Origin of the sequence: Skermanella aerolata KACC 11604 (assembly GCF_000936425.1) — a bacterium.
In the GTDB taxonomy this organism is placed as follows: Bacteria; Pseudomonadota; Alphaproteobacteria; order Azospirillales; family Azospirillaceae; genus Skermanella; species Skermanella aerolata.
The window spans coordinates 274725-300776 of the sequence record NZ_AVFK01000002.1 but is presented as its reverse complement, the minus strand read 5'-3'; the positions used below and the strand labels follow the sequence as shown (position 1 = coordinate 300776).

Below are 26052 nucleotides of genomic sequence, written 5' to 3'. Positions count from 1 at the left end.
TACCAGCTATTCCTATCCCTTTTCGCTCTCGAAAACCCGGTGGCCAGCGGTCCCAAATGATTTACACCTTCGAATTGGCGTCTATGCTGCGCGACTCGGGGCCATGATGAGGCCCAGCCGCTTTCCCGGCACCATCAGCCTGTGATCGATCCGAAGAGGTGGCAAACCGCCGTTCGCAACAGACCTCAGACCATCGGTTCCCCAATCGCTGGACCAGAACATGCCGACTCAACTCCAATTGTCCTCGTACTAAATCGGCCGTGCTGTCCTAATGCAGCTTCGGATCGATCGTCATGCAAGGCTGGTCTTCAGGAACTCGACCGTTCGGCGCCATGCGAGTTGCGCCGCTGCGGCATCGTAGCGCGCCGGATTGGTATCGTTGTTGAAGGCGTGATTGGCGCCCTGATAGATATGAATGTTGTAATGGACATCGGCCTTCTTCAGCGCTGCTTCGAAAGCCGGAATACCTTCGTTGATGCGGTCGTCCAGGCCGGCATAGTTGAGCAGAAGCTTTGCGCGGATCTTGGATACATCGTCAAGCGGCGGCGTCCGTCCATAGAAGACGACGCCCGCGTCGAGCGACTGCGACACCGTTGCCAGTGAGCCGACCATGCCGCCGCCCCAGCAGAAACCTATTGCGCCAACTTTGCCGGTCGAACCTTCATGTCCTTCAAGGAAGCCGACCGTACGCACGAGGTTTTCGACCGTCGCCTTGTTGTCCAACTGGCCTATCAGCGCACGCGCCTGATCCTCATCGGCTGGCGTTCCCCCCAGAGGACTCAGCAGGTCAGGCCCGACGGCCAGGAAGCCCTCCAGCGCAATGCGGCGCACGATGTCTTCGATGTGTGGGTTGAGTCCACGGTTCTCGTGGATGACGATGACGGCTGGCAGCTTCCCGGCGCCCTTGGGTTTAGCCAGGTAGCCTTTGATGTCGCCTGGCGCCCCGCTCCAGATGACCCGGGAGGTTTCCAGACGAGGATCGGCCGGCGCTACGACCTCCGCCAGAGCGTAGTTGTTCTCAAGCAGCGGAAGCAATGCCGACGCCGCGGCCGTGCTGCCGGCAAGGGCGGTCAACCGGCTGATGAAGACGCGGCGGTCCAGGGGTGCGTGGGTGTACTCGTCATAGAGGTCGATGATCTTCTTGTCCATGATGCGCCCTTCTGCCCTTCCTCGCTGCCATCCGGAGGCCCCTGCAAGCGCTCCGGCCGAACAACAAGGTAGACCATCCTTCAATGCTGGACCAGCACACCGTCCCGCAGTTCGAGCACCCGGTCCATCCGAGCGGCGAGGTCGAGATTGTGGGTCGCAACCAAAGCCCCGAAATCTCCAACCCGGACGAGGTCTGCCAACATGGCAAAGACACCCTCCGCCGTCTTGTGGTCGAGGTTGCCAGTCGGCTCATCCGCGATCAGCAGCTTGGGCCGGTTGGCAAGCGCCCGGGCGATGGCTACACGTTGCTGCTCTCCACCGGACAATCGCGCCGGCCGGTGACTGGCGCGCGCGCCGAGCCCGACCATTTCCAGCAGTTCCATGCCGCGCTTGCGTGCCGCTGATTTAGGAACGCCCGCGATCATCTGCGGCAGGACGATGTTTTCCAGCGCGCTGAATTCCGGCAGGAGATGGTGGAACTGATAGACGAAGCCGATGGATTGCCGACGCAAGGCCGTGCGGTCCGCGTCCGACAGAGCATTGGCCAGCTTGCCGGCGATCCGGATATCGCCGCCATCGGCCTTCTCGAGCAAGCCTGCGATATGCAGCAGCGTCGACTTGCCGGCTCCCGATGGACCGACGAGCGCCACAAGCTCGCCCCCCTTGACCTGAAGCGATGCGCCGCGCAGCACGTCAAGCGGCTGCCCGGCCTGTCTGAACGTCCTGACGACGCCATCGATCCGGATCATCGGCTCCGCCGGATTTCCACCGGCCAAAAGATCGCTCCTCGACTCACTCATAACGCAATGCCTCGACCGGATCGAGCTTGGCAGCCCGCCATGCCGGATAGATGGTGGCGCCGAACGACAGCCCGAGCGCCATGAGGACGACGCGGCTCACTTCCCCATAGTCGATCTCTGCCGGCAATTGGCTGAGAAAGTAGATTTCCGCCGAAAAGAGTTCGGTGCCGGTCAGGTTCTGGAGGATCTGTCGGATGGCCTCGATGTTCTCGGCGAACGCGACGCCCAGCACCAGGCCGAAGACCGTGCCGATGACGCCGATGCTTGCCCCCGCCAGGAAGAAGATGCGCAGGATCATGCCGCGCGTGGCGCCCATGGTCCGCAGGATCGCGATATCGCGGCCCTTGTCCTTGACCAGCATGATCATGCTGGAAATGATGTTGAAGGCGGCGACCAGGATAATCAGCGTCAGGATCAGGAACATGACGTTGCGCTCGACCGAGAGCGCGTTGAAGAAGCTGGCGTTGGACTGCTGCCAGTCCACAAGTCTGGCCCGGCCGCCTATCACATCCTGAACGGGTGCCCGGTATTGGGAAATCAGGCGCGGCTGCTGAACCATCAGCTCGAGGGTCGTTACGGCGTCGGGAACCCGGAAGAACACCTGCGCCGCCGGCAGCGGCATGAAGATGAAGTTATTGTCGTACTCGAACATACCGACGTCGAATATCGCTGCGATGCTGTAGGCCCTCATGCGCGGAACGGTACCGAACGCACTGGGATTGCCTTGGGGGCTGATCAGCGTCAGTTCGTCTCCCACCCGAAGCCCGAGCCTTTGAGCCATGCGGATGCCGATCGCGACGCGCTCGTCACGGAAATCGTCCAGAGTCCCACGAACGATGTGGTTGGACACGGTTGGCCGTACCTTGAAATCCTCGGGTGAAATGCCCCGAACGATAGAGCCCGATGACACCCCACGCACCGTCACCAGCGCCTGTGCCTCGACGGTAGGCGTAACAGACGTCACGCCCGGAATGCCCCGCAGCCGATCGGCCATCGCCCCGTAGTCGGTCAGCGGTCCCTGAAGTGCGTAAACGTTCATGTGGCCGTTGAGACCCAGAACCCGCCCCAGCAGCTCGGATCGGAAACCGTTCATAACGGCCATCACGATGATCAGCGTCGCCACGCCAAGGCCGATGCCCAGGAGCGAAAAGCCGGCGATCACCGAAATGAAGCCTTCCTGCCGTCGCGCGCGAAGATAGCGCATCGCGACCATGCGTTCGAAAGCGCCGAAAATCATGCCTGTCAGGCCTTTTTGGACTTGGAGTGGATCGCCGCTGGCCGGCGGCCGCCGGAGTTCGAAGGTCCGCCGGCCGCTCCGGCTATCAGGAGGCCAGCTTCGCGAAAGCGGCTTCGCGCGACAGTTCCTCGCGTTCACCCGTGGCGCGATGCTTTAATTCGACCACGCCGTTCTTCAGGCCGCGCGGCCCGATCGTCAGATGCCAGGGAACCCCGATCAGATCCATGTCGGCGAACTTGGCGCCTGGCCGCTCGTTGCGGTCGTCATACAGCACCTCGACCCCGGCGGCATTGAGGTCACGATACAACTCTTCGCAGACCCGGTCGCATTCGGCATCGCCGGTCTTCAGGTTGATCAGGCCGACCTTGAAGGGCGCCACCGACTCCGGCCAGATGATACCGGCATCGTCATGGCTCGCCTCGATGATCGCGCCAACCAGCCGCGACACGCCGATGCCGTAGGACCCCATCTCGACGGTGATCTGCTCGCCGCCCGGACCGGCGACCACGGCACCCAGCGGCGCCGAGTATTTGGTGCCGAAATAGAAGATGTGGCCGACTTCGATGCCGCGCGCATTGACCAGTTCTTCAGGCGTCAGCGGCGACGTCGCGGGATCGTGCTTTTCGTCGGTCGCGGCGTAGATGTTGGTGTATTTCTCGAAGAACGGGCCGAGATCGTCGTCAAACCCCGGTGCGCTCTCCAGCACGTTCAAGTCCAGCCACTCCTTGTCGCAGAAGACGCCGCTCTCACCCGTTTCCGCTAGGATGATGAACTCATGGCTGAGATCTCCGCCGATCGGACCGGTATCGGCCTGCATCGGGATGGCCTTCATGCCGAGGCGTGCAAACGTCCGGAGATACGCCAGGAACATCTTCTGATAGGAGCGGCGTGCGCTGGCACTGTCGATGTCGAATGAGTAGGCGTCCTTCATCAGGAACTCACGCCCGCGCATCACTCCGAAACGGGGCCTGATCTCGTCCCGGAACTTCCACTGGATGTGATAGAGGTTGCGGGGCAGATCACGGTAGCTCTTGACCGCGGAGCGGAAGATATCGGTGATCATCTCCTCATTCGTGGGGCCGAACAGCATCTCACGATCGTGCCGGTCCTTGATGCGGAGCATCTCCTTGCCGTAGTCGTCGTACCGTCCGCTCTCCTTCCAGAGCTCGGCCGGCTGGATGGTCGGCATCAGCAGTTCCTGCGCGCCCGCGGCATCCTGCTCTTCCCGGACGATCTGTTCGATCTTCTTCAGGACGCGGAAACCCAGCGGCAGCCAAGCATAGATGCCGGCGCTCGTTTGCCGGATCATGCCGGCTCGGAGCATCAGCCGGTGCGAGACGATCTGCGCCTCGTTGGGGTTTTCCTTGAGGGTAGGCAGGAAATAGGCGGACAACCGCATTCGGGGTCTCTCGGGGCTCGTGGAGGATCGGGCATTCGGCCCGGTCCAATGGCGAGAGGACTGTAGGGAATAGCGGCGCGCAAGTCCATGGCCGGGGGTGACGCACCCGCCCCCGGCCCGCATTGCCGCTTACTTCGGAAGCGTGCCCTGAACGCCCTCGACATAATAGGCCATCGAGAGGATCTCGGGATCGGTCGCGGTCTTGCCCTCGGCGATCACGACCTTGCCGGACTGGTCCTTGATCGGCCCGGTAAAGGGGTGCAGCGCGCCGGACTTGATGTCCGCGATTGCCTTGTTACCCAGCTCCTTGACGTCAGCTGGGATGGCATCGTTGAAGGTCGGCAGGAACACGGTACCGGTCGCCAGACCGCCCCAGTAATCCTCGGCCTTCCAAGTGCCGTCCAGTGCCGCCTTGACGCGCTGTTCGTAGTAGGGATTCCAGTCGTCGACGACCGATGTCAGGTGCGCCTTGGGCCCGAAACGGCTCATATCGGACGATTGTCCGAAGGCATAGATGCCGCGGGCCTCCGCCTCCTGGATCGGTGCGGGGCTGTCGGTGTGCTGAGCCAGAATGTCGGCGCCCTGATCGATCAGGGCCTTGGCGGCGGCGGCCTCCTTGCCTGGATCGTACCAGCTGTTGACCCACACCACCCGGACCTGGGCTTGCGGATTGACGCTGCGCAGGGCCAACGTGAAAGCGTTGATGCCGCTGACCACCTCGGGGATCGGGAAGGAACCGATATACCCGATGATGTTCGACTTGGTCAGCTTGCCGGCGATCAGGCCGCAGACGGTCCGGCCCTCATAGAAGCGGCCCGAGTATGTCGCCACGTTGGTCGAGCGCTTATAGCCGGTAGCATGCTCGAACTTGACCTTGGGGAAGCGCTGCGCGACCTTCAGCGTCGGGTTCATGAAGCCGAAAGAGGTGGTGAAGATCAGCCCGTGGCCGCCTTGGGCAAGCTGCTGGATCACCCGCTCGGCATCCGGACCCTCGGCGACATTTTCGACATAGGTCGTCTCGACCCTATCGGCGAAGACTTCGGCTACGTGTTTGCGGCCAAGATCGTGCTGATAGCTATAACCATGGTCGGATACCGGGCCGACATAGACGAAACCCACCTTCAGCTTATCGGCGGCAAGCGCCTTGCTGCCAAACGTACCGCCAAGGGGGCTTGCAGTGAGAGCTGCGGCGGTCCCGGCCACCGATAGGCCGAACTGGCGTCTGTTCATCATTGTTCTTGTTCCCTCCGCGAGAGTTGGGTCACTCAACCCAGTGATCTGACCGGTGATCTGACTGTTCGGCAAGATGCTGACCAACTGGCAGCCTCGACGCACGCCTATCCATTCAGGATGAAGTCCCGGGAAAGGGTGGAATAGCCGGATTTTTGGTGAAAGACCTTACGCATTTTCGACGTAACTGACGCTGTTCGTGCTGTTGAACCGCTCGGCGTGCAAGAATGCGCCTATACCTTTTCGTGTGCACCAAATAAGCGATTCATGCAACAGATTTTGGCTGGATGTCTCAGAGACCGTGCTTGGCGGATATTCTTGGATCATCCAGAAAATAAGTGACGGTCATGTAGGCAGGTCGTAAAGTTGAGCACATAAGAAAAATGGCCGCGCTGTTACCGCAGCGCGGCCTGAAGTTAGGGAGGAATCGCCACCAGGCGTCGGTAAGAGGGATAAACCCTCTCAGCGAAAAAAATTATTGTATGAGGAACTGAACAAGGCAAGCCACAAAATGGGGCTTGCCTTTCCTTTTGCTTATTTTTCTGCTTTTTTGATTATCTCCTAGGCTACTGAATAGGTTTCATTCAATACATTGCCTAAAAAATTGGCTCAGTAACCTGTAAAACCGGCTCTCTTGGCTCGAATCCAGGGTGGACTTATCTGCTCCAGTCGGTCATGAACCGGACAGCCTAAATTATGGGCACCCGGCAAATAGCCGAGACTCATCAGGAATTCCCCGACTATCTCCCCGCCGGTAAAGCGGAATTGTTTCTTGAACAGCTTGACCCATTCCGGCTTCGGCAGCGGATGATGAGCATCGATCCATGCGGCGAAGCCACCATGGCTTTGCCGAAGCGACTGCACCCGCCGGGCGTTCTCGATCACCGCATCGATCTTCAACCGGTTGCGGATTATCCCGGCATCGGCAAGCAGACGCGACCGTTGCTCGTCGCCGTAAGCGGCGATACGATCCACGTCATAATCCTCGAAAGCCGCCGCAAAGGCCGCGCGTTTCTTCAGGATCGTCAGCCAGGATAAGCCCGCCTGATTGATCTCCAGCACCAGGCGCTCGAACAGGACACGTTCATCCGCGGAGGGAAATCCGTATTCGGTGTCGTGGTAAGGCCCATGCCATGGGTGGCCGGGAGCGGCTTCGCAATATGTCAGGCCCATGGCGGTGCCCTGCTCCGATCGGTCAGTTCCGGAAGGAAATCAGTCCGGATGTAACGGTTAGATAGATCAGCACCCAGACGATCGCGGAAACTACCGTCGTGATCAGAAACTTGAGGCCGATCCTGGGCTTCGCCGGCGCTCCGGCCGCCTTGCCCGCGTCCGTATCGTCAGGTGTATGAGCGCCCCAGGGAAGGACGGCGAAAAGCACCGTCCACCAAACCACGAAATAAATCGCTACTGCCGTGATCCAACCCATCGATCAGGCCTGCTCCAACTCGACCAAGGTCCCGAGGAAGTCCTTCGGGTGGAGGAACAGGACCGGCTTGTCATGGGCGCCGATCCGGGGTTCGCCATCACCTAGTACGCGGGCACCCTCGGCCTTCAGCTTGTCACGGGCCGCCAGGATGTCCGGCACCTCGTAGCAGACGTGATGGATGCCGCCCGACGGGTTGCTCGCCAGGAACTTGCCGACTGGGCTTGCGTCGCCGAGCGGATAAAGAAGCTCGATCTTGGTGTTGGGCAACTCGACGAACACGACAGTCACACCATGCGCCGGCTGATCGACCGGCGCTGATACCGTGGCGCCGAGCGTATCACGGTAAAGAGCCGTCGCCTTTTCAAGATCGGGTACGACGATTGCCACGTGGTTGAGCTTGCCGATCATGGTTCCCCCTTTGGTCTTGCTGATTGCCGGCTGCCATAGCCGGACAGGCCACACCTATAGCCGAACCAGATGGACTTCGGTGAGCGGCTTTTTGCCCTGGGTCGCATTGAAGCTGCGGCGAACTGCGATACGTGCGGCCTGCCGCACCGCTTCGTCGTCGAGCCTGGACTGGACGGGCAGATCCTCGACCGCCTTACGGACGGCGAAGCCCACCTCCGCCAGGATCTCTCCCGCCTCCGGCCCCTCGATCAGGCCCATCACCGTCACTTGGGGCTGAGTGACGAGCGCGCCCTCCGCATCGATGACGAGGGTGGCGACGGCCGCACCGTTATACATCATCCGGTGACGCCCGCGCATGACTCCGGCATCCAGCGGGACTATCCGCTTACCGTCGAGAGCCAGCCTGCCATGCTGCACCTGCCCGACGATCTCGGCGGGTCCGGGGGCCAGCCTTATGATCGATCCGTTCTCCGGGATAATAGTATCCGGAACCTGGCATGACCGTGCAATACGGGCGTGCTCCGTCTGGTGGCGGATTTCGCCATGGATTGGAACTGCGAGCTTCGGTCGCACCCACTGATACATCCGTGTCAGTTCGTCCTGCGCCGGATGTCCGGAAACGTGGACGAAAGCGTCATCGGCGGTAACGACCTCTACCCCTTGAGCGATTAGCAGGTTCTGTACGCGGGCAATCGCCCGCTCGTTGCCTGGGATCTCCCGAGAGGAGAAAATGACCGTATCGCCCTTCTCCAGCACGATCTCAGGATGATCGTCGGCCGCGATCCGCGCCAGAGCGGAGCGTGGTTCGCCCTGGCTGCCGGTGCAGATCAGAACAGCCTTTTCCCGCGGCAGGTACCCGGCATCGTGTTCCGTCAGGAAAGGCGCCGCATCCCTTAGGTAGCCGCTCGCGCGGGCCGCCTCATTGATGCGCCAGAGCGAACGGCCTACAAGAGCCACGTTCCGGCCATTTGCGGCAGCGGCTGCCGCGATGCTGTCCAGCCGGGCAACGTTGGTCGCAAAACAACTGATGGCGATCCTGTCCTCGTACCGGCCGAACAGCCGGACGAGGCTTTCCCGGACGGCAGCCTCGGAACCGGATGTACCCGTGACCGTCGCATTGGTGCTGTCGCAGACCATGGCCAAGGCGCCCTCGTTACCCAGCCGGATCAGAGCGGCCTCATCCGTCGGCCCTCCGGTGACGGGAGACGGATCGAGCTTCCAGTCGCCGGTATGGAGTACAGCTCCCAGCGGCGTCCGGATGATGAGCGCGCTCGGCTCCGGCACTGAATGGGTCATCCTGACCAGTTCGACGTCGAAAGGACCGGCCATGAACCGGCCCGAAATCGGCAGCTCGTTGATAACCACCTGACCGGTCAGGTTCTTCTCGATCAGCTTGGCCCGCAGCACGGAGGCGGTGAACGGCGTTGCATAGATCGGGCAGCGGAGTTGAGGCCAGAGATGGGCTACCGCGCCGAGGTGATCCTCGTGGGCGTGGGTGATGACCAATCCCGCCAGATCGTCGCGGCGCTCCGCAATGAATGACGGATCGGGCATGACGACATCGACGCCGGGCATCGTCTCGTCCCCGAACGATATTCCCAGATCGACCATCAACCACTTGCCGTCATGACCATAGAGGTTCAGGTTCATGCCGATTTCCCCAGAACCTCCAAGTGGTAGAAACCAGAGGTCATGGGGGCCGGGACGGTGCGGATCCGGGAATGAGTTCATGAAATCATATTCCGCTTGTGAACGAGCAACAGTCCGCGCAGCGTCAATTCATTGTCGATATGATGAATCATGGATGTGGCTTCGGCAAACTGCGCGCCAAGCCCTCCGGTCACGATAACGGTGACGGGCGGATCTCCTGTCGGCGACAGTTCGGCCTGTATCCGGGTGAGCAATCCTTCGATCATACTGAGATAACCCCAGAACATCCCGGATTGCATTGCGCCTACGGTCCCGCGTCCGATGACCGTCGCCGGCCGCACGATGTCGACCTTGGGAAGCTGAGCCGCCACACGGTGAAGCGCATCCAGCGCAAGACTGGGCCCGGGCGCAATGATGCCGCCACAGAAGGCCCCATCGGCATCGACCACGTCGAACGTCGTTCCCGTACCGATATCGACGACGACCAGAGGTGACGGATAGATCGAAGTCGCAGCCAGCGCGTTGAGAAGGCGGTCGGCTCCCGCTTCCCGCGGATTGTTGATCCGGATTTCAAGACCGAGATGGATACCCGGCGCGCCGACCCGCATCGGCTCCACGCCGAAATGATCGATACAGAGGCGCTGAAGGTTGAACGTTGCAGCGGGTACGACGCTGGCGAGGATGGCTGCGTCGACATCCTCCCGCTTCAGTCCGCTCATGGTCATCAGGGCGACAAGCCAGACCGCGTATTCGTCCGCAGTTCGGCGGCCGTCGGTTGCAATCCGCCACTGGCCCCTCTTGCGATCACCGTCGAAGATGGCGCAGACCACATTCGTATTGCCGGCGTCGATCGCAAGCAGCATGGCATTGGCCCCTCGGTCAATCGGTCTGGGAAGGAGTCCCCGGCAGGGAAGATGAGGCCAATTCAGGGAAGAAGACGTCGCCGGCCGTGATCCGCATCCGCTCTCCCGATGGCAACTCCAGAAGGAGTGCGCCGTCGCCGTCCAGATCGGCGAAGGATCCAGCCAGGGTCCGCTTCTCCAGTCTTACGGTGACCGGTCCGCCGATACCACGAGCCGTCTGTAGCCAGCCCTCGCGGATGCGATCGAATCCCTCTTTGAGCCAGACATCGTACCAGGTGCTGAAAGCCTGGAAAAACCGGACAAGAACCGGACCCGGCTGATTTATCCGGCTACCCTCGTTGCATAAGGATGTCGCTGGAAATTCGGCGTCGGCCGGGTAGTGCTGAACGTTGATGCCGATGCCCAGGACCAGCCATTCAAGTCCGCCGGATCCGTCCGTTTCCGATTCCAGTAAGATGCCTGCAACCTTTCGATCATCGATCAGGACATCGTTAGGCCACTTGCAGCAGCAGACGGCCTCAGGGAGCAGTGGTTGCAATGCATCGGCCAGTGCCCCGGCTGCGGCAAACGACAGTTGCGCCGCAGTCGCGGTGGAGCACTTCGGTCGCAGAATGATGCTGGCGTAGACATTACCCTCGGGCGAGGACCAGGGGCGCCCCCGGCGGCCCCTGCCCGCTTCCTGCCGTCCTGCCCAGACGAGGGTGCCGTGCTCGGCCCCCTCGTCCCGGGCAAGTCGCTTGGCCTCTTCGTTGGTGCTCCCCAGGCAATCATAGGCAACGAGCCGATATTCCGGAGGAAGTCCCGGCAGTGTGCTCGCCTGAGGCGCCTGCCTGGTCATCCGGCGGCGAACAGCGACGCGGCGGCCGCAGCGGCGCCGTTCAGAAGCGGAGCCGGGAAGAAGAAGAACAGGAGGGTAAACAGGCTGGTCCCTGCGATGACCAGCGAAACCTCGCCGCTGATGGTTCGGTCAAGCGCTTCGACCGGTTCGTCGAAATACATGACCTTGATGATACGCAGGTAATAGTAGGCGCCCACCACGCTCGCCAGGACGCCCATCACCGCAAGCGAGTAGAGATGCGCTTCGATAGCGGCCTGGAAGACGAACAGCTTGGCGAAGAAACCAGCTGCGGGAGGAATGCCGGCCATCGAGAACATGAAGATCAGCATGGCAAGTGCCAGCATCGGGTGAGTCTTCGACAGACCCGCCAGATCGGTGATCTCCTCGACCATCCGGCCGTTCTGGCGCATGCAAAGGATGACGCCGAACGTTCCGATGTTCATGAAGATGTAGATCGCCATGTAGAACATCACGCCGCGGACACCCAGTTCGGTGCCTGCCGCGAGGCCGACCAGCGCGAACCCGATGTGGCCGATCGAGCTATAGGCCATCAGACGCTTGATGTTCGTCTGGCCGATCGCGGCGAAAGACCCCAGCACCATCGATGCCAGTGCCGTGAAGTAGATGATCTGGCGCCATTCGTCGACCATCGAACCGAACGGCTCGATCAGCAAACGGACGAACAAAGCTACCGCTGCAACCTTGGGGGCTACGGCGAAGAAGGCGGTGACCGGCGTGGGAGCACCTTCATAGACATCCGGCGTCCACATGTGGAAAGGCACGGCGGAGATCTTGAAGGCCAATCCGGCGGCAACGAAGGTCAACCCGACGACCAAGCCGATCCCGGCATGACCGGTAGCCTGGCCATGGGTGGCGAACTGACTGGCGAGCATCGAGAAGTTGGTCGTGCCGGTGAAGCCATAAATCAGCGATGCACCGTACAGCAGCATACCCGACGACAGGGCACCCAGGACGAAGTATTTGAGCCCTGCCTCGCTCGATTTGGCGAAGTCGCGACGGAAGGCGGCGATAACGTAGAGGGCGAGGCTCTGAAGTTCGAGCCCAACATAGAGCGAGATCAGATCGTTCGCCGACACCATCATCAGCATACCGATCGTCGCCAGAAGCATCAGCACCGGAAACTCGATCCGCTTCATCTGCTCGCGCTCAATGTAATGGATCGAGATCAGAACGGACAGTGCCGAGCCTAGCAGCACGAGCACTTTCATGAATGCGCCGAAGCTGTCCATGATGAACAGGTTGCTAAAGGTGATCTGCTTGGTTCCCGCACCGGTAAGGACCAGGACGACGGCGATCAGCAGCACGCCGACCGTCAGGTAGGAAATCAAGCGGGTACTGGTGTCGCCTCGAAAGACGCCGAGCATCAGCAGAACGAGGGCCGATACCGCCAGGAAGATCTCCGGAGCGGCCGGAGCGAGATCGGGAAACGGAGTCATGTCTGTTCTTCTCCCGCCTTATCGAACCGCGACGCTGGTGCCGACGCCGTCGGTCAGAGCGGTCTGGTAGTTCTGGATCAATGCCTCGACCGACACTGAAATCACATTGAGGAAGCTGGCCGGATAGATGCCCATCCACAACACCACGACGACCAGCGGCGCAAATATCGCGATCTCCCGAGGGGTAAGATCGAGCATGCCTTTGACGTCGTCGCGAGTGATCTTGCCGAACACGACCCTGCGGTACAGCCACAGCATGTAGGCAGCCCCCAGGATGATCCCGATCGTCGCCAGAAGGGCCACCCAGGTATTGTCCTGGAACGCTCCGACCAGGATCAGGAACTCGCCGACGAAGCCGCTGGTACCGGGAAGACCGACCGATGCCAGCATCATCAGCATGAACACGACGGCATAGCGCGGCATGTTCTGGACCAGACCGCCGTATCGGGCGATCTCCCGCGTATGCAGACGATCGTAAACGACACCGACGCAAAGGAAGAGCGCGCCGGAAACGATGCCATGGCTGAGCATCTGGAAAACCGATCCCTCGACGCCCTGCTGCTTGAGCGAGAACATGCCGATGGTCACGAAGCCCATATGCGCGATCGACGAGTAGGCGATCAGCTTCTTCATGTCCTCCTGCGCCAGAGCGACCAGCGAGGTGTAGATGATCGCAACGACGCTCAGGGTGTAGATCAGGGGCGTGAAGTAAGCCGAAGCTTCGGGGAGGATCGGGATGGAGAATCGCAGGAAGCCGTAACCGCCCATCTTCAGCAGGACGCCTGCAAGAATGACCGAACCGGCCGTCGGCGCTTCGACGTGGGCGTCCGGCAGCCAGGTGTGGACCGGCCACATCGGGACCTTCACGGCGAAGGACGCGAACAGCGCCAGCCACAGCCAGATCTGCATGCTCCGCGGGAATTGGGTCTGCATCAGCGTCGGCAGATCGGTAGTGCCGGCCACGAAGTACATGGCCAGGATCGCCAGCAGCATCAGCACCGAGCCGAGCAGCGTGTAGAGGAAGAACTTGAAGGCCGCGTAGACGCGCCGCGCGCCGCCCCAGACACCGATGATCAGGAACATCGGGATCAGCACGCCTTCGAAGAAGACGTAGAAGAGCATGAAGTCCAGGGCGCAGAACATGCCCACCATCAGGGTCTCCAGGACCAGGAAGGCGATCATGTATTCCTTGACGCGGACTTTTACCGACTCCCAGCTCGCGAGGATGCAAAGAGGGGTGAGGAAGGTCGAGAGCAGCACGAACAGCACGGAAATGCCGTCGACGCCCATATGGTAGTTGATGTTGAACGCGGGGATCCAGTCCGCGCGCTCGACCATCTGGAATGCTGCGGTCGTGTTGTCGAAGTTCAACCAGATGAACAAGGACAGCACGAAGGTGATCAGCGAGGTCCACAACGCCACATTACGGGCGTTGCGCGCCACTACGTCAGGCTCACCGCGGATCAATAAGATGAACGCGGCTCCGACGAGCGGCAGGAATGTCGTTAGCGACAGGATGGGCCAGCCAGCCATGATCAGTCTTGCCTCGCCGTATCAACCGAAGAAGTAGAACCAGCCGACGAGCAGGACCACACCGATCACCATGACGAATGCATAGTGATAGACGTAGCCGGACTGCAAGCGGGCGGCACGAAAAGCGACGTCGCGGGTTGCGGCGGCGATGCCGTCAGGTCCGACGCCATCGATGATGGCACCGTCACCCGATTTCCAGAGGCCGTAGCCAAGATACCGGGCCGGCTGGACGAACAGCCGGTCGTACAACTCGTCGAACATCCATTTGCGATAGACGAACCGGTAAACCCCGCCGAGCGCATTCGTGACGATGCCGGGGAGCTGCGGCACGAACATGTAGAACAGGTAAGCCAGCGCGATACCGATCACGCCCGCGATGAAGGGAGCCAGCGGGACCCAGGAGGGAACGTGGTGCGCCGCCTCGACCGTATCGTGCTCGTGCAGCACGAAGATCGCTTCGCCCCAGAAAGCCTCCCGGCCCTCGCCAACGAACCAGTTGTAGGCGAACATGCCGGAGAACAGGGCACCGACGGCGAGAACCGCAAGCGGAACCGTCATGATCGCGGGGCTCTCGTGGACATGGGCCATGACCCGGTCATTGGCGCGCGGGCGGCCATGGAAGGTCAGGATGATCAGACGCCAGGAGTAGAAGGCGGTCATCAAGGCGGCTGCGATGCCGAGCCAGAAGGCATAGGCGCCGACGCCGGAGTGTGCCGCATAGGCCGCCTCCAGGATCATGTCCTTGGAGTAGTATCCGGCAAAGAAGGGAATGCCCGCCAAGGCAAGGCTGCCGATCCACATCATCGCATAGGTGATCGGGATCAGGCGCCAGACACCGCCCATCTTCCGGATGTCCTGCTCGTCCGACATGGCGTGGATCACCGATCCCGCGCCGAGGAACAACAGGGCCTTGAAGAAGGCGTGGGTCATCAGGTGGAACATCGCGGCGCTGTAGGCGGAAACGCCGAGCGCAAAGAACATGTAGCCGAGCTGGCTCATGGTCGAGTAGGCGATGACACGCTTGATGTCATACTGGGTCAAACCGATCGTCGCGGCGACGAAGGCCGTCGAAGCACCGACGATCGCGATGACGTTGAGAGCTATCGGCGCGTATTCGAAGATCGGCGACAGACGCGCGACCATGAAGACGCCGGCGGTCACCATCGTCGCGGCATGGATCAGCGCCGACACCGGCGTCGGGCCTTCCATGGCGTCCGGTAGCCAAGTGTGGAGACCGAGCTGGGCCGACTTGCCCATGGCGCCCATGAACAGCAGCAGGCAGGCGACGGTCAGGGCATCCAGGTTGAAACCCAGGAAGTTCATCGTCTGTCCGGCCTTGCTGGCGGCGGCGGCGAACACCGTGTCGAAGTGGACGGAGCCGAACAGATAGAAGATCGCCATGATGCCGAGCGCGAAACCGAAGTCGCCGACTCGGTTCACGATGAAGGCCTTCATGGAAGCGTTGTTGGCGCTGGGCTTCTCGTACCAGAAATTGATCAGCAGGTACGAAGCGACACCGACGCCTTCCCAGCCGAAATACATCTGAACGAAGTTGTCCGCAGTCACCAGCATCAGCATGAAGAAAGTGAACAGGCTGAGATAGGCCATGAACCGCGGCTTGTGGTGGTCATGGCTCATGTAGCCGATGGAGTAGACATGGACCATCGACGACACGACGTTGACCACGATCAGCATGACCGCTGTCAGCGTATCGAACTTCAGGGCCCACGAAACCTCGAAGGTGCCGCTGTCGATCCAGGTAAAGAGTTCGATCGTCCGGGCATTGCCGTGAAGCGCCACGTCCACGAACAGCCAGATCGAAAGCAGGGCGGATAGCAGAACAGCGCCAGAAGTAATGTACTGGGACCCCCGGTCGCCGATCAGGCGCCCGAAGAACCCTGCGATGAATGCCGCCAGCAGCGGCAGGAAAATTGCTGCAATTTCCATGATCGCCGCCTCAGCCCTTCATCATATTGATGTCATCCACCGCGATGGTGCCGCGATTGCGGAAGTAGACGACGAGAATGGCAAGACCGATGGCAGCCTCGGCAGCGGCGACAGTCAGGATGAACATCGCGAACACTTGACCGACAAGGTCATTGAGGAACACCGAGAACGACACCAGATTGATGTTGACTGCCAGCAGGATCAACTCGACGGACATCAGGATGATGATCACGTTCTTCCGGTTCAGGAAGATTCCGAAGACGCCGAGCGTGAACACGATCGCCGCGACGGTGAGGTAATGGGCGAGACCGATTTCCATTCAGACACCTCCCCGGGTCGGCACCTTGCGGATCGCGACCACTTCGTCCCGACGGCGCGAGACCTGATTACTGATGTTCTGACGGCGTACGCCCTCACGCGACCGCAGGGTCAGCACTATGGCGCCGATCATCGCGATCAGCAGGATCAGGCCGGATGCCTGGAACAGATAGACGTAACGCGTATAGATCAGCAATCCCAGCGCATGGGTGTTGGTGACCTGATCGGGTGTCGGAGTCGGAGCCGCGACGACCGTCGTAAGATCCGGTGCTATGACCCAGGTTCCCAGTACCAGGGCCAACTCCACCAGCAGGACAAGCCCTACTGTGATCCCGATCGGCAGGTATTGGAGAGTGCCCACCCGGAGTTCGCGGAAGTTGATGTCCAGCATCATGACCACGAACAGGAACAGCACTGCGACGGCACCGACATAGACGATCACCAGGATCATCGCGACGAACTCCGCGCCGATCAGCACGAAAAGGCCCGCCGCGTTGAAGAAGGCAAGGATCAGGAAGAGCACGGAGTGCACGGGGTTGCGGGCCGTTATGACCATGACGGCTGATGCCACCAGGATCGCGGCAAAAAGGTAGAAGGCCAGGCTCTGCACGATCATGGCGTTCCCCGCCTCTTAAGATGAGGGAAGGTGTCTGTGCTCACTTCCAGGTCCCTTTGTCGGGTTCTTGCAGTGTCTTGCGGACCATCCGGGGACACGCCGCCGCAGCGGCGCAGACCCCACATGTGTTGGGGCTTTTTAGCGGTAGGGAGCGTCGGTCGCAACATTGGAGGCCAGCTGGGCTTCCCAGCGGTCACCGTTCGCGAGCAGCTTTTCCTTGTTGTAGAAGAGTTCCTCACGGGTTTCCGTGGCGAACTCGAAATTCGGACCCTCGACGATGGCATCTACCGGGCAGGCCTCCTGGCACAGACCGCAATAGATGCACTTCGTCATGTCGATATCGTAGCGGGTCGTCCGGCGGCTGCCATCATCACGCGGCTCCGCCTCGATCGTGATGGCCAGCGCCGGGCAAACGGCCTCGCACAGCTTACAGGCGATGCAGCGCTCTTCCCCGTTGGGATAACGGCGCAACGCGTGCTCTCCACGGAACCGCGGGCTGATCGGCCCTTTCTCGAACGGATAGTTCAGGGTAACCCGCGGCCGGAACATGTAGCTGAAAGTCAGGCCCAGTCCGGACAGCAATTCCGTCAGGAAGAAGCCCCGCGCAGTGCGATCCAGCAATGCCATGTCTTCAGTTCTCCTGTCATGGAGCCGGCGGGATTTCTGGTCCGCCGGACACGCATGAAATCATGCAAGGGTTACGAGGGCAGCCAGCCGAAGGTGACGAGGACACCAGCGGTCAGGACGACCCAGAACAGCGAGAACGGCAGGAAGATCTTCCAGCCCAACCGCATCAGCTGGTCATAGCGATAGCGAGGCACCGTCGCGCGGACCCACAGGAACACGAAGAGCACAAACGCGATCTTCAACGCGAACCATATCGGCCCGGGTATCCAGTTGAACGGCGCGATATCGAACGGCGGCAGCCAGCCGCCCAGGAACAGGATCGACGTCATCGCGCTCATGAGGATCATGTTCGCGTATTCGCCGAGGAAGAACAGGGCGAAGGTCATCGCCGAATATTCGACGTTGTAGCCGCCGACCAATTCCGACTCGCCTTCCGGCAAGTCGAACGGTGCGCGGTTCGTCTCGGCAAGGGCTGAGATGAAAAAGACGACGAACATCGGCAGCAGCGGGATCGCGAACCATACCGTTCGCTGGGCGTTGACGACGTCGCTCAGGTTGAGCGACCCGACGCAGAGCAGAACGGTGATGATCACGAAGCCGATGGACACTTCGTAGGAGACCATCTGCGCCGCGGATCGGAGACCGCCGAGGAAGGCATATTTCGAGTTGGACGCCCAGCCGGCCATGATGATGCCGTAGACGCCCAAGGACGAAATCGCGAACAGATACAGCACGCCGACATTGATGTCGGCGAGCACCATCCCATCGTCGAACGGGATCACCGCCCAGGCGATCAGCGCCAGAAGGAATGTCAGCATCGGAGCGAAGACGAACACCATGCGGTTTGCACCCGCAGGGATGACCGTTTCTTTGCCAAGCAGCTTCAGGCCATCGGCCATCGGCTGCAACAGGCCGAACGGGCCGACGATATTCGGTCCCTGCCGAAGCTGCATGGCCGCCAGCACCTTGCGTTCCGCATATGTCAGGTAGGCGATACCCACCATCAGCGGGACGATGATCGCAACGATCTGGAGAACGATGATAATCGTCGGCCAGGCGTAGCCGGTCCAAAGTTCAGCCATGGGTGCCGGTCCTCTCCCTGGCGGCCAGCACGAACGTCTCGGTGCATTTGGCCATGGTGGCCGAGGCGCGGCTGATCGGGTCGGTCATATAGTAGTTTTCGATAATCGGCTCGAACGGTGCGTTTTCGATCGTGCCGGCACGCCCGAACGTACCCCACTCGGCCGCAACCAGAGCTTCGATGCTACGGAACACGGGGCTGGCGTCGGCCAAGCGCTTCCGCACATGAGACAAGCTGTCATATGGCAGCTTGACACCAAGCTGTTCGCCCAGGGCCCGGATAATCTTCCAGTCCTCACGCGCCTCGCCCAATGGGAACGCAGCCATGCGAGCCATCTGGACCCGGCCCTCGGTATTCACATACAGGCCGTTCTTTTCGGTATACGCGGCTCCAGGCAGGATCACGTCGGCGCGGTGGGCGCCACGGTCGCCATGATGCCCCTGGTAAATCACGAAAGCCTTGCCGAGGCTTGCAGTGTCGATTTCGTCAGCACCCAGAAGGTAGACGACGTCGATCTGCCCCGCACTTGTAGCAGACAGGATTTCCGCAGTGGCTTTGCCGCCCTGTCCAGGCAGGAATCCGAGTTCCAGGCCGCCGACCCGTGCAGCAGCCGTGTGCAGCACGTTGAAGCCGTTCCAGCCGTCCTGGACCAGATTGAAGCTTTCGGCCAACTGGCGAGCCAGAGCATGGACCGCCGGACCGTCCGCTCGGCGCAACGCACCTGAGCCGAGAATCAGCATCGGCCGCTTGGCATCCTTCAGCACGTCGCAGAAGGCGTGCTTGCCGTCGACCACGTCCTGGAGCGTCTGAGGACCGGCGCCCAGGTATGTGGTCGGATATGTCAGATCCAGCTGCTGACCGATGACGCCGACCTTCAACCCGCCCATCAGATAACGCTTGCGGATGCGGGCGTTGACTATCGCCGCTTCCCAGCGCGGATTGGTCCCGATCAGCAGGATCGCATCCGCCTGCTCGATACCGGCGATCGTCGTGTTGAACAGGTAGCCTGCGCGGGCGGAAGTGTCGAAAACAGCGCCATCCTGACGGCAGTCGAGGTTCCTGGATCCTAGGCCTTCGACCAGATCCTTGAGCGCCACCATCGACTCGGCGTCGACCAGATCGCCGGCCAGCGCCGCGATCCGTTCGCCCGGTACACCCTTGACCTTGGCGGCGATGGCCGCGAAGGCTTCGGCCCAGGTGGCCGGCTGAAGCTTGCCGTCCTTGCGGACATAGGGGCGGTCCAGCCGCTGGCGCTTCAGACCGTCGTAGGAGAAGCGGCTCTTGTCGGCCAGCCACTCTTCGTTGACGTCCTCGTTGAGGCGCGGGATGACGCGCATCACTTCCGGACCGCGCGTATCGACGCGGATGTTGCTCCCGACCGCGTCCATCACATCGATGGTCTCGGTCTTTCGCAGTTCCCAGGGACGGGTCGTGAAGGCGTAGGGCTTCGAGGTCAAGGCTCCGACCGGACAGACATCGATCAGGTTGCCGGAAAGCTCCGACGAAATGGCCTGCTCGATGTAGGTGCCAATCTCCATGTGCTCGCCGCGACCGGTGGCACCCAACTCGGGAACGCCGGCGATTTCGTCCGCAAAGCGGATACAGCGGGTGCAGTGGATACAGCGGGTCATGATCGTCTTGATCAGCGGACCGAGATACTTGTCCTTGACCGCTCGCTTGTTCTCTTGGAACCGCGACCGGTCGAAGCCGTAACCCATCGCCTGGTCCTGAAGATCGCACTCGCCGCCCTGATCGCAGATCGGGCAATCCAGCGGGTGGTTGATCAGCAGGAACTCCATGACGCCCTTGCGGGCCTTATGGACCAGATCGGTATTGGTCTTGATGACCATGCCTTCTCCGCAAGGCATGGCACAGGATGCGACAGGCTTGGGAGCCTTCTCCATCTCGACCAGACACATGCGGCAGTTAGCGGGAACCGACAGCCGTTCGTGATAGCAGAAGCGCGGGATTTCGATGCCGATCTGCTCGCAGGCCTGCAGCACGGAAGTACCCGGCTCGACCTCGACCTCGATCCCGTCAATCGTTAGTTTGGGCATAGTGATGTCTCGTCGCTACGTTCGGCTACCGGTTCATTCCGCCGCGACACGCTGGGTGCCGGTATACTGCAGGATGCGCCGTTCCATTTCGGGGCGGAAATGCCTGATGAGGCCTTGAACCGGCCAAGCCGCCGCGTCACCCAAGGCGCAGATCGTGTGCCCCTCAATTTCCTTGGTGACATCGAACAGCATGTCGATCTCGTCGATACGGGCCTTACCTTGCACCATGCGTTCCATCACGCGCCACATCCATCCCGTACCTTCGCGGCAGGGTGTACATTGGCCGCAGCTTTCATGCATGTAGAACTTCGACAGGCGCGCGATCGCTTTCACCACATCGGTCGACTTGTCCATCACGATGACGGCGGCCGTGCCAAGACCCGAGCGCTGATCGCGAAGACTGTCGAAGTCCATCAGGACCGTATCGCAGATCGACCGCGGCAGAAGCGGAACGGACGAGCCGCCAGGGATGATCGCCAGCAGGTTGTCCCACCCACCGCGCACGCCGCCGGCATGCTTTTCGATCAACTCCTTCAGCGGAATGCCCATCTCCTCTTCCACGTTGCACGGATTGTTCACATGCCCCGAGATGGAGAAGACCTTCGTGCCGGTGTTCTTCGGGCGTCCCAGTCCCGCGAACCATGCAGCACCGCGCCGCAGGATGGTCGGGACCACCGCGATGCTTTCGACGTTGTTGACGGTCGTGGGGCAGGAATACAGGCCAGCCTGCGCAGGAAACGGCGGCTTATTGCGCGGCTGCCCCTTCTTGCCTTCCAGGCTTTCGATCAGCGCAGTTTCCTCGCCGCAGATATAGGCACCGGCACCGCGATGCAGATACAGATCGAAGTCCCAGCCGGACCCGCAAGCGTTCTTGCCGATCAGACCGGCTGCGTAGGCCTCGTCGATCGCCCGCTGAAGGTTGGAGCCTTCGTTGTAGAATTCGCCGCGGATGTAGATGTAGCAGGCGTTGGCACCGATCGCGAAGCTGGCGATCAGACAGCCCTCGATCAGCTTATGCGGATCGTGGCGCATCAGATCCCGGTCCTTGCAGGTACCGGGCTCGCCCTCGTCGGCGTTGATCACCAGATAATGCGGCCGTGCGCCCGTCTGCTTGGGCATGAAGGACCACTTGAGGCCGGTGGAGAAGCCGGCGCCGCCACGACCGCGCAGACCCGACTCCTTGGTCTCGTTGATGATCCAGTCCCTGCCCTTCAGGATCAGGTCTTTGGTATTGTCCCAATCGCCCCGCGCCCGTGCGGCCTCCAGCCCGAAGTCTTCGAAGCCGTAGAGATTGGTGAAAATGCGGTCTTCGTCCCGAAGCATCACAACCCCTCAGTCATCGCCCTGGGTGGAACTTGCCGTCTGCGCCGAATTCGACTTCGGCACGGGCGTCTTGAGCGAGGTTAGCCCTCCGGCCGGACTGGACGTCTGGCGTCCGCTTACCGGACCGGCGACCGGGCGTTCGCCACGGGCGAGTGCGTCCAGCAGCTTTTCGGTGCTCGGGCCGTCGAGATCCTCGTAGTAGTCATCGTTGATCTGAACCATCGGCGCATTGACGCAGGCACCCAGACACTCGACTTCGATCACCGTGAACTGACCGTCCGGCGTGGTCTCACCCAGGCCGATGCCAAGCTTGCGTTCGCAAGCCTTGACGACTTCGTCCGAACCCCGGAGCCAGCAGGGCGTCGTCGTGCAGACCTGGACGAAGTGCTTACCCACCGGCTTCAAATTGTACATCGTGTAGAAGGTTGCGACCTCGTACACGCGGATGCGCGGCATTTCGAGCATGTCCGCGACGTAGTCCATCGCCACCCGCGGCAGCCAGTTGTCGTTCTGCCTTTGCGCCAGATCGAGCAGAGGCATTACGGCGCTGGCCTGTTTGCCGGGCGGGTACTTCGCGATGATGTGTTTGGCACGCTCCAGGTACTCAGGCTCGAAGGCGAATTCCTTCGGGCCCTCGGGAGCGGCTGTTCCGTTTGCACTCATCGATCGATTTCTCCGAACACGACATCCATGGACCCGATGATCGCCACGGTATCCGCCAGCATGTGGCCCTTCGACATGAAGTCGAGACCCTGGAGGTGGGCGAAACCGGGAGCGCGGATCTTGCAGCGATACGGCTTGTTGGTTCCATCGGATACCAGGTACACCCCGAACTCACCCTTGGGCGCCTCGACCGCCGTATAGGTTTCTCCAGCGGGTACGTGGTAGCCTTCGGTATAGAGCTTGAAGTGGTGGATGAGGGCTTCCATCGACCGCTTCATTTCGCCGCGGCGCGGCGGAGCGATCTTGTGGTCCTGAACCTTCACCGGTCCGTCCGGCATCTTTTCCAGGCACTGACGGATGATCTTGTTCGACTCGCGCATTTCCTCCATCCGGACGAGATAGCGCGCATAGCAGTCACCCGTCAGTCCGACGGGGATGTCGAAGTCCATCTGGTCGTAGACATCGTAGGGCTGTGCCTTGCGCAGGTCCCAGGCTACGTTCGACGCACGCAGCATGGGACCGGTGAAGCCCCAATCCAGAGCCTCCTGCTCGCTGACGATGCCGATGTCGACGGTACGCTGCTTGAAGATCCTGTTCTCTGAAAGCAGTCCTTCCAGATCGTCCATGAACTTCGGGAAGCGCTCGGTATAGGCCCAGATATCGTCGGCGAGGCCCGCCGGCATGTCGAGAGCGACTCCGCCGGGACGGAAGTAGTTGGCATGGAGCCGGGCGCCGCTGACGCGCTCGTAGAACTCCATCAGGATCTCACGCTCTTCGAAGCCCCACAGGGACGGCGTGATCGCTCCAACGTCGAGCGCGTATGTCGTGATGTTCAGCAGGTGGTTCAGGATCCGGGTGATTTCGCTGAACATCACGCGAATGTACTGAGCACGAGGAGGCGGCGTGATGTGGAGCAGCTTCTCCACGGCCAGCGCGAACGCATGCTCCTGACACATCGGCGAGACGTAGTCCAGGCGGTCGAAGTAGGGGGTTGCCTGGATGTAGGTCTTGTACTCGATCAGCTTCTCGGTGCCACGATGCAACAGGCCGATATGGGGATCGGCCCTCTCGACCACTTCGCCGTCCATCTCGAGCACGAGGCGAAGCACCCCGTGAGCCGCAGGGTGCTGCGGCCCGAAATTCATGGTGAATGGCTTGATCTTCGATTCGGCGGCGGTTGTAGCGGTAGGCATTACTTGTTGCTCCCCGGCTGGGCGGCACCTGTCGGGGCTTCAGCCTTTTCATCGCCCGGAAGCATGACGTTCGTCATGCCCTCCCATGGGCTGAGGAAATCGAACGAGCGGAAATCCTGCGTCAGCTTGACCGGCTCGTAGACGACCCGCTTCTGCTCGTCGTCGTAGCGCAGTTCCACGTAGCCGGTCATCGGGAAATCCTTGCGAAGAGGATGCCCCTCGAAGCCGTAGTCGGTCAGGATGCGACGCAGATCTGGGTGATCCGAGAAGAAGATGCCGTACAGGTCCCAAGCTTCGCGCTCGAACCAGGGAGCTGCGCTGTAGACCTCCGCCAGGGACGGTACGGGCGTGTCTTCGTCCGTGTTGACCTTCACGCGGATACGCAGGTTATGCTTCAGGCTGAGCAGATTATAGACCACCTCGAAGCGCTCTTCGCGTGACGGATAGTCGGCGCCGCACAGATCCATCAGCTGCTTGAACTGACAGTTTGAGTCGTCGCGCAAAAATGTCATCACGCGAACGATCGATGCGCGCTGTACGATTATGATCAGCTCGCCAAGTTCGATACCGGCGGATATCAAGGTATCCGCCAGGCGCGCCTGTAGATGATCGCTCAGTTCCTGAAGCGCTTGGTCGCTCATGATCCGGGACTGCCTTGCTTAACGCGCGATGCGATTGCCGCGCTTGATCTTCTTCTGGAGCTGCAGAATCCCATAAACCAGGGCTTCAGCAGTCGGCGGACAACCGGGAACGTAAATGTCGACCGGGACGATACGATCGCAGCCGCGCACCACCGAGTAGGAATAGTGATAGTAGCCACCGCCGTTGGCGCAGGATCCCATCGAGATCACCCACCGCGGTTCGGCCATCTGGTCGTATACCTTACGAAGCGCCGGCGCCATCTTGTTGCACAAAGTCCCCGCCACGATCATCACGTCACTTTGACGCGGGCTCGGACGAGGAATGACGCCGAATCGGTCGAGGTCGTAACGCGGCATGTAGGCGTGGATCATCTCCACGGCGCAACAGGCCAAGCCGAAGGTCATGGGCCACAGCGACCCGGTACGTGCCCAGTCGAGCAGGGAGTCGAGCTGAGCTACGACGAAGCCCTTGTCCTGCACTTCGTCGGTGACCGTCTTGAGATACGCATCCTGATCGGCACCGGGTGCGAGAGGCGCCCCTTTGCCCGGCAAGATCAGGCCGGAGGACGTCTGGCCGGGAGCCGTGCCCTGGCTCACGGACGGCTGGGTGGAAGTCACTCCCATTCCAGCGCTCCTTTCTTCCATTCATAGATGAAGCCGATGGTCAGCACGCCGAGGAACACGACCATCGACCAGAAACCGAACAATCCGATGTCACCAAGGGATATGGCCCATGGGAACAAAAACGCAACTTCGAGGTCGAAAATGATGAACAGAATGGCGACCAGATAGAACCGCACATCGAACTTGCTGCGGGCATCGTCGAACGGCTCGAAGCCGCATTCGTAAGCGGAAACCTTCTCGCTGTCCGGCTTCTGTGAAGCCACCAGGAATGATGCCCCAACGGCGGCACCTGCGATGACCATCGCGATCCCAAGGAAGATCAGGATCGGCAGGTATTCGACGACCAGCGGATTGGCCATAACGCTCCTCGCATGAGACTGCTTTTAGCATGACGAGCCAGGCTCGTGATGGCCGACTCCAAGCCAGCTTGGCAGTTTTTCAATTGGTTACCCGACCCGTCGGGCAGGGGCGAATATAGGCTGAAAGGGAGATCAAGGAAAGACAATTAGGCGAATTTTCGAACGGCGAAAACGCCCCATAGCTTGCGCTGAGCGTTTGAATTTGTTCAGATTTTCTAAGGAAAATGGCGCGAGTGACGGGACTTGAACCCGCGGCCTCCGGCGTGACAGGCCGGCGCTCTAACCAACTGAGCTACACCCGCGTCTTGGTGGCCGGTAAGTACGACATGGCCCTGCCCCTGTCAATGGCCGAACGAAAAGAAAGCGAGGTTCTTTGCTAGACCTGTCTGTTTCTCAAACGGAATGGGCGGTTCAAGAAACTGTCGACGATTATCGGGCAAGGACGAGGTGCGCCAATAAACCGCACCCTGACGCGGGGGACGGATTGGCGAAAACCGCAAGTCGCTGAAGCAGTAGTGGGAGGCTGGATGGTGGGCGATGACGGGTTCGAACCGCCGACCCTCTCGGTGTAAACGAGACGCTCTACCGCTGAGCTAATCGCCCATCCATG

25 protein-coding genes and 2 tRNA genes are annotated in these 26052 nt (G+C 60.9%); all 27 read right to left on the bottom strand.

Translation table 11 applies throughout. The annotated features are described in order from the left end of the window. Positions 1–291: 291 nt before the first annotated feature. The 27 genes from N826_RS04410 to N826_RS04280 all read right to left on the bottom strand — a co-directional run bounded on the left by N826_RS04410 (position 292) and on the right by N826_RS04280 (position 26045). Complete coding sequence (locus N826_RS04410) at positions 292–1149, bottom strand: dienelactone hydrolase family protein (protein ID WP_044426164.1); 858 nt, start codon at positions 1147–1149, stop codon at positions 292–294. Positions 1150–1229: 80 nt separating this feature from the next. Next, positions 1230–1898: an ABC transporter ATP-binding protein gene (locus N826_RS04405; protein WP_052830826.1), complete on the bottom strand. Its 669-nt coding sequence runs from the start codon at positions 1896–1898 to the stop codon at positions 1230–1232. 43 nt (positions 1899–1941) lie between these two features. After that, the gene (locus N826_RS04400) at positions 1942–3186 is read right to left on the bottom strand and encodes a lipoprotein-releasing ABC transporter permease subunit (RefSeq protein ID WP_044426162.1); all 1245 of its coding nucleotides are present in this window, start codon (positions 3184–3186) and stop codon (positions 1942–1944) included. 85 nt (positions 3187–3271) lie between these two features. Continuing rightward, positions 3272–4585, bottom strand: coding sequence for a proline--tRNA ligase (proS, locus tag N826_RS04395; RefSeq protein WP_044426161.1), 1314 nt, complete (start codon positions 4583–4585; stop codon positions 3272–3274). 129 nt (positions 4586–4714) lie between these two features. Beyond that, positions 4715–5815 carry a BMP family ABC transporter substrate-binding protein gene (locus tag N826_RS04390; protein ID WP_044426368.1) on the bottom strand — a complete coding sequence of 367 codons (1101 nt, stop codon included), beginning with the start codon at positions 5813–5815 and terminating at the stop codon, positions 4715–4717. Between the two features lie 609 nt (positions 5816–6424). Beyond that, positions 6425–6988 carry a DNA-3-methyladenine glycosylase I gene (locus N826_RS04385; RefSeq protein WP_044426160.1) on the bottom strand — a complete coding sequence of 188 codons (564 nt, stop codon included), beginning with the start codon at positions 6986–6988 and terminating at the stop codon, positions 6425–6427. A 22-nt stretch (positions 6989–7010) separates the two neighbouring features. Beyond that, positions 7011–7244, bottom strand: coding sequence for a DUF1467 family protein (locus N826_RS04380; protein WP_044426159.1), 234 nt, complete (start codon positions 7242–7244; stop codon positions 7011–7013). 3 nt (positions 7245–7247) lie between these two features. Next, a complete protein-coding gene (gene mce / locus N826_RS04375) occupies positions 7248–7652 on the bottom strand; it encodes a methylmalonyl-CoA epimerase (RefSeq protein ID WP_044426158.1) in 405 nt (134 codons plus the stop codon). A gap of 54 nt (positions 7653–7706) precedes the next feature. Beyond that, positions 7707–9383 carry a ribonuclease J gene (locus tag N826_RS04370; RefSeq protein WP_044426157.1) on the bottom strand — a complete coding sequence of 559 codons (1677 nt, stop codon included), beginning with the start codon at positions 9381–9383 and terminating at the stop codon, positions 7707–7709. Further along, a complete protein-coding gene (locus N826_RS04365; protein WP_044426156.1) occupies positions 9380–10165 on the bottom strand; it encodes a type III pantothenate kinase in 786 nt (261 codons plus the stop codon). The genes N826_RS04370 and N826_RS04365 overlap by 4 nt, the downstream gene beginning before the upstream one ends. A 16-nt stretch (positions 10166–10181) precedes the next feature. Beyond that, positions 10182–11003, bottom strand: coding sequence for a biotin--[acetyl-CoA-carboxylase] ligase (locus N826_RS04360; protein ID WP_044426155.1), 822 nt, complete (start codon positions 11001–11003; stop codon positions 10182–10184). Beyond that, on the bottom strand, positions 11000–12460 hold the full coding sequence (gene nuoN / locus N826_RS04355) for an NADH-quinone oxidoreductase subunit NuoN (protein ID WP_044426154.1): 1461 nt from the start codon (positions 12458–12460) through the stop codon (positions 11000–11002). Before nuoN ends, N826_RS04360 begins: the two co-directional genes overlap by 4 nt. Positions 12461–12478: 18 nt before the next feature. Continuing rightward, positions 12479–13993, bottom strand: coding sequence for an NADH-quinone oxidoreductase subunit M (locus N826_RS04350; RefSeq protein WP_044426152.1), 1515 nt, complete (start codon positions 13991–13993; stop codon positions 12479–12481). 21 nt (positions 13994–14014) lie between these two features. Further along, complete coding sequence (gene nuoL, locus N826_RS04345) at positions 14015–15940, bottom strand: NADH-quinone oxidoreductase subunit L (protein ID WP_044426151.1); 1926 nt, start codon at positions 15938–15940, stop codon at positions 14015–14017. 10 nt (positions 15941–15950) lie between these two features. Continuing rightward, on the bottom strand, positions 15951–16259 hold the full coding sequence (gene nuoK / locus N826_RS04340; protein WP_044426150.1) for an NADH-quinone oxidoreductase subunit NuoK: 309 nt from the start codon (positions 16257–16259) through the stop codon (positions 15951–15953). Continuing rightward, entirely contained in the window at positions 16260–16874 is a 615-nt protein-coding gene (locus N826_RS04335; RefSeq protein WP_044426149.1) for an NADH-quinone oxidoreductase subunit J, read from the bottom strand. A gap of 138 nt (positions 16875–17012) precedes the next feature. Beyond that, positions 17013–17501 (bottom strand): NADH-quinone oxidoreductase subunit NuoI, encoded by a 489-nt coding sequence (gene nuoI, locus N826_RS04330; RefSeq protein ID WP_044426147.1) that lies wholly within the window; start codon positions 17499–17501, stop codon positions 17013–17015. A gap of 71 nt (positions 17502–17572) precedes the next feature. After that, complete coding sequence (gene nuoH, locus N826_RS04325; RefSeq protein ID WP_044426146.1) at positions 17573–18583, bottom strand: NADH-quinone oxidoreductase subunit NuoH; 1011 nt, start codon at positions 18581–18583, stop codon at positions 17573–17575. After that, on the bottom strand, positions 18576–20639 hold the full coding sequence (gene nuoG / locus N826_RS04320) for an NADH-quinone oxidoreductase subunit NuoG (protein WP_044426145.1): 2064 nt from the start codon (positions 20637–20639) through the stop codon (positions 18576–18578). The genes nuoH and nuoG overlap by 8 nt, the downstream gene beginning before the upstream one ends. A gap of 33 nt (positions 20640–20672) precedes the next feature. Next, positions 20673–21962, bottom strand: coding sequence for an NADH-quinone oxidoreductase subunit NuoF (nuoF, locus tag N826_RS04315; RefSeq protein WP_044426144.1), 1290 nt, complete (start codon positions 21960–21962; stop codon positions 20673–20675). A 9-nt stretch (positions 21963–21971) separates the two neighbouring features. Beyond that, positions 21972–22625, bottom strand: coding sequence for an NADH-quinone oxidoreductase subunit NuoE (gene nuoE / locus N826_RS04310; RefSeq protein ID WP_044426143.1), 654 nt, complete (start codon positions 22623–22625; stop codon positions 21972–21974). Continuing rightward, complete coding sequence (locus N826_RS04305; RefSeq protein ID WP_044426141.1) at positions 22622–23818, bottom strand: NADH-quinone oxidoreductase subunit D; 1197 nt, start codon at positions 23816–23818, stop codon at positions 22622–22624. The genes nuoE and N826_RS04305 overlap by 4 nt, the downstream gene beginning before the upstream one ends. After that, on the bottom strand, positions 23818–24459 hold the full coding sequence (locus N826_RS04300; RefSeq protein WP_044426139.1) for an NADH-quinone oxidoreductase subunit C: 642 nt from the start codon (positions 24457–24459) through the stop codon (positions 23818–23820). The genes N826_RS04305 and N826_RS04300 overlap by 1 nt, the downstream gene beginning before the upstream one ends. An 18-nt stretch (positions 24460–24477) precedes the next feature. Continuing rightward, positions 24478–25083: a NuoB/complex I 20 kDa subunit family protein gene (locus tag N826_RS04295; protein WP_244619426.1), complete on the bottom strand. Its 606-nt coding sequence runs from the start codon at positions 25081–25083 to the stop codon at positions 24478–24480. Further along, on the bottom strand, positions 25074–25442 hold the full coding sequence (locus tag N826_RS04290; RefSeq protein ID WP_044426138.1) for an NADH-quinone oxidoreductase subunit A: 369 nt from the start codon (positions 25440–25442) through the stop codon (positions 25074–25076). The genes N826_RS04295 and N826_RS04290 overlap by 10 nt, the downstream gene beginning before the upstream one ends. A gap of 225 nt (positions 25443–25667) precedes the next feature. Further along, positions 25668–25744: transfer RNA gene (locus N826_RS04285), tRNA-Asp, on the bottom strand. 226 nt (positions 25745–25970) lie between these two features. Continuing rightward, a tRNA-Val gene (locus N826_RS04280) sits at positions 25971–26045 on the bottom strand. Positions 26046–26052 lie beyond the last annotated feature (7 nt).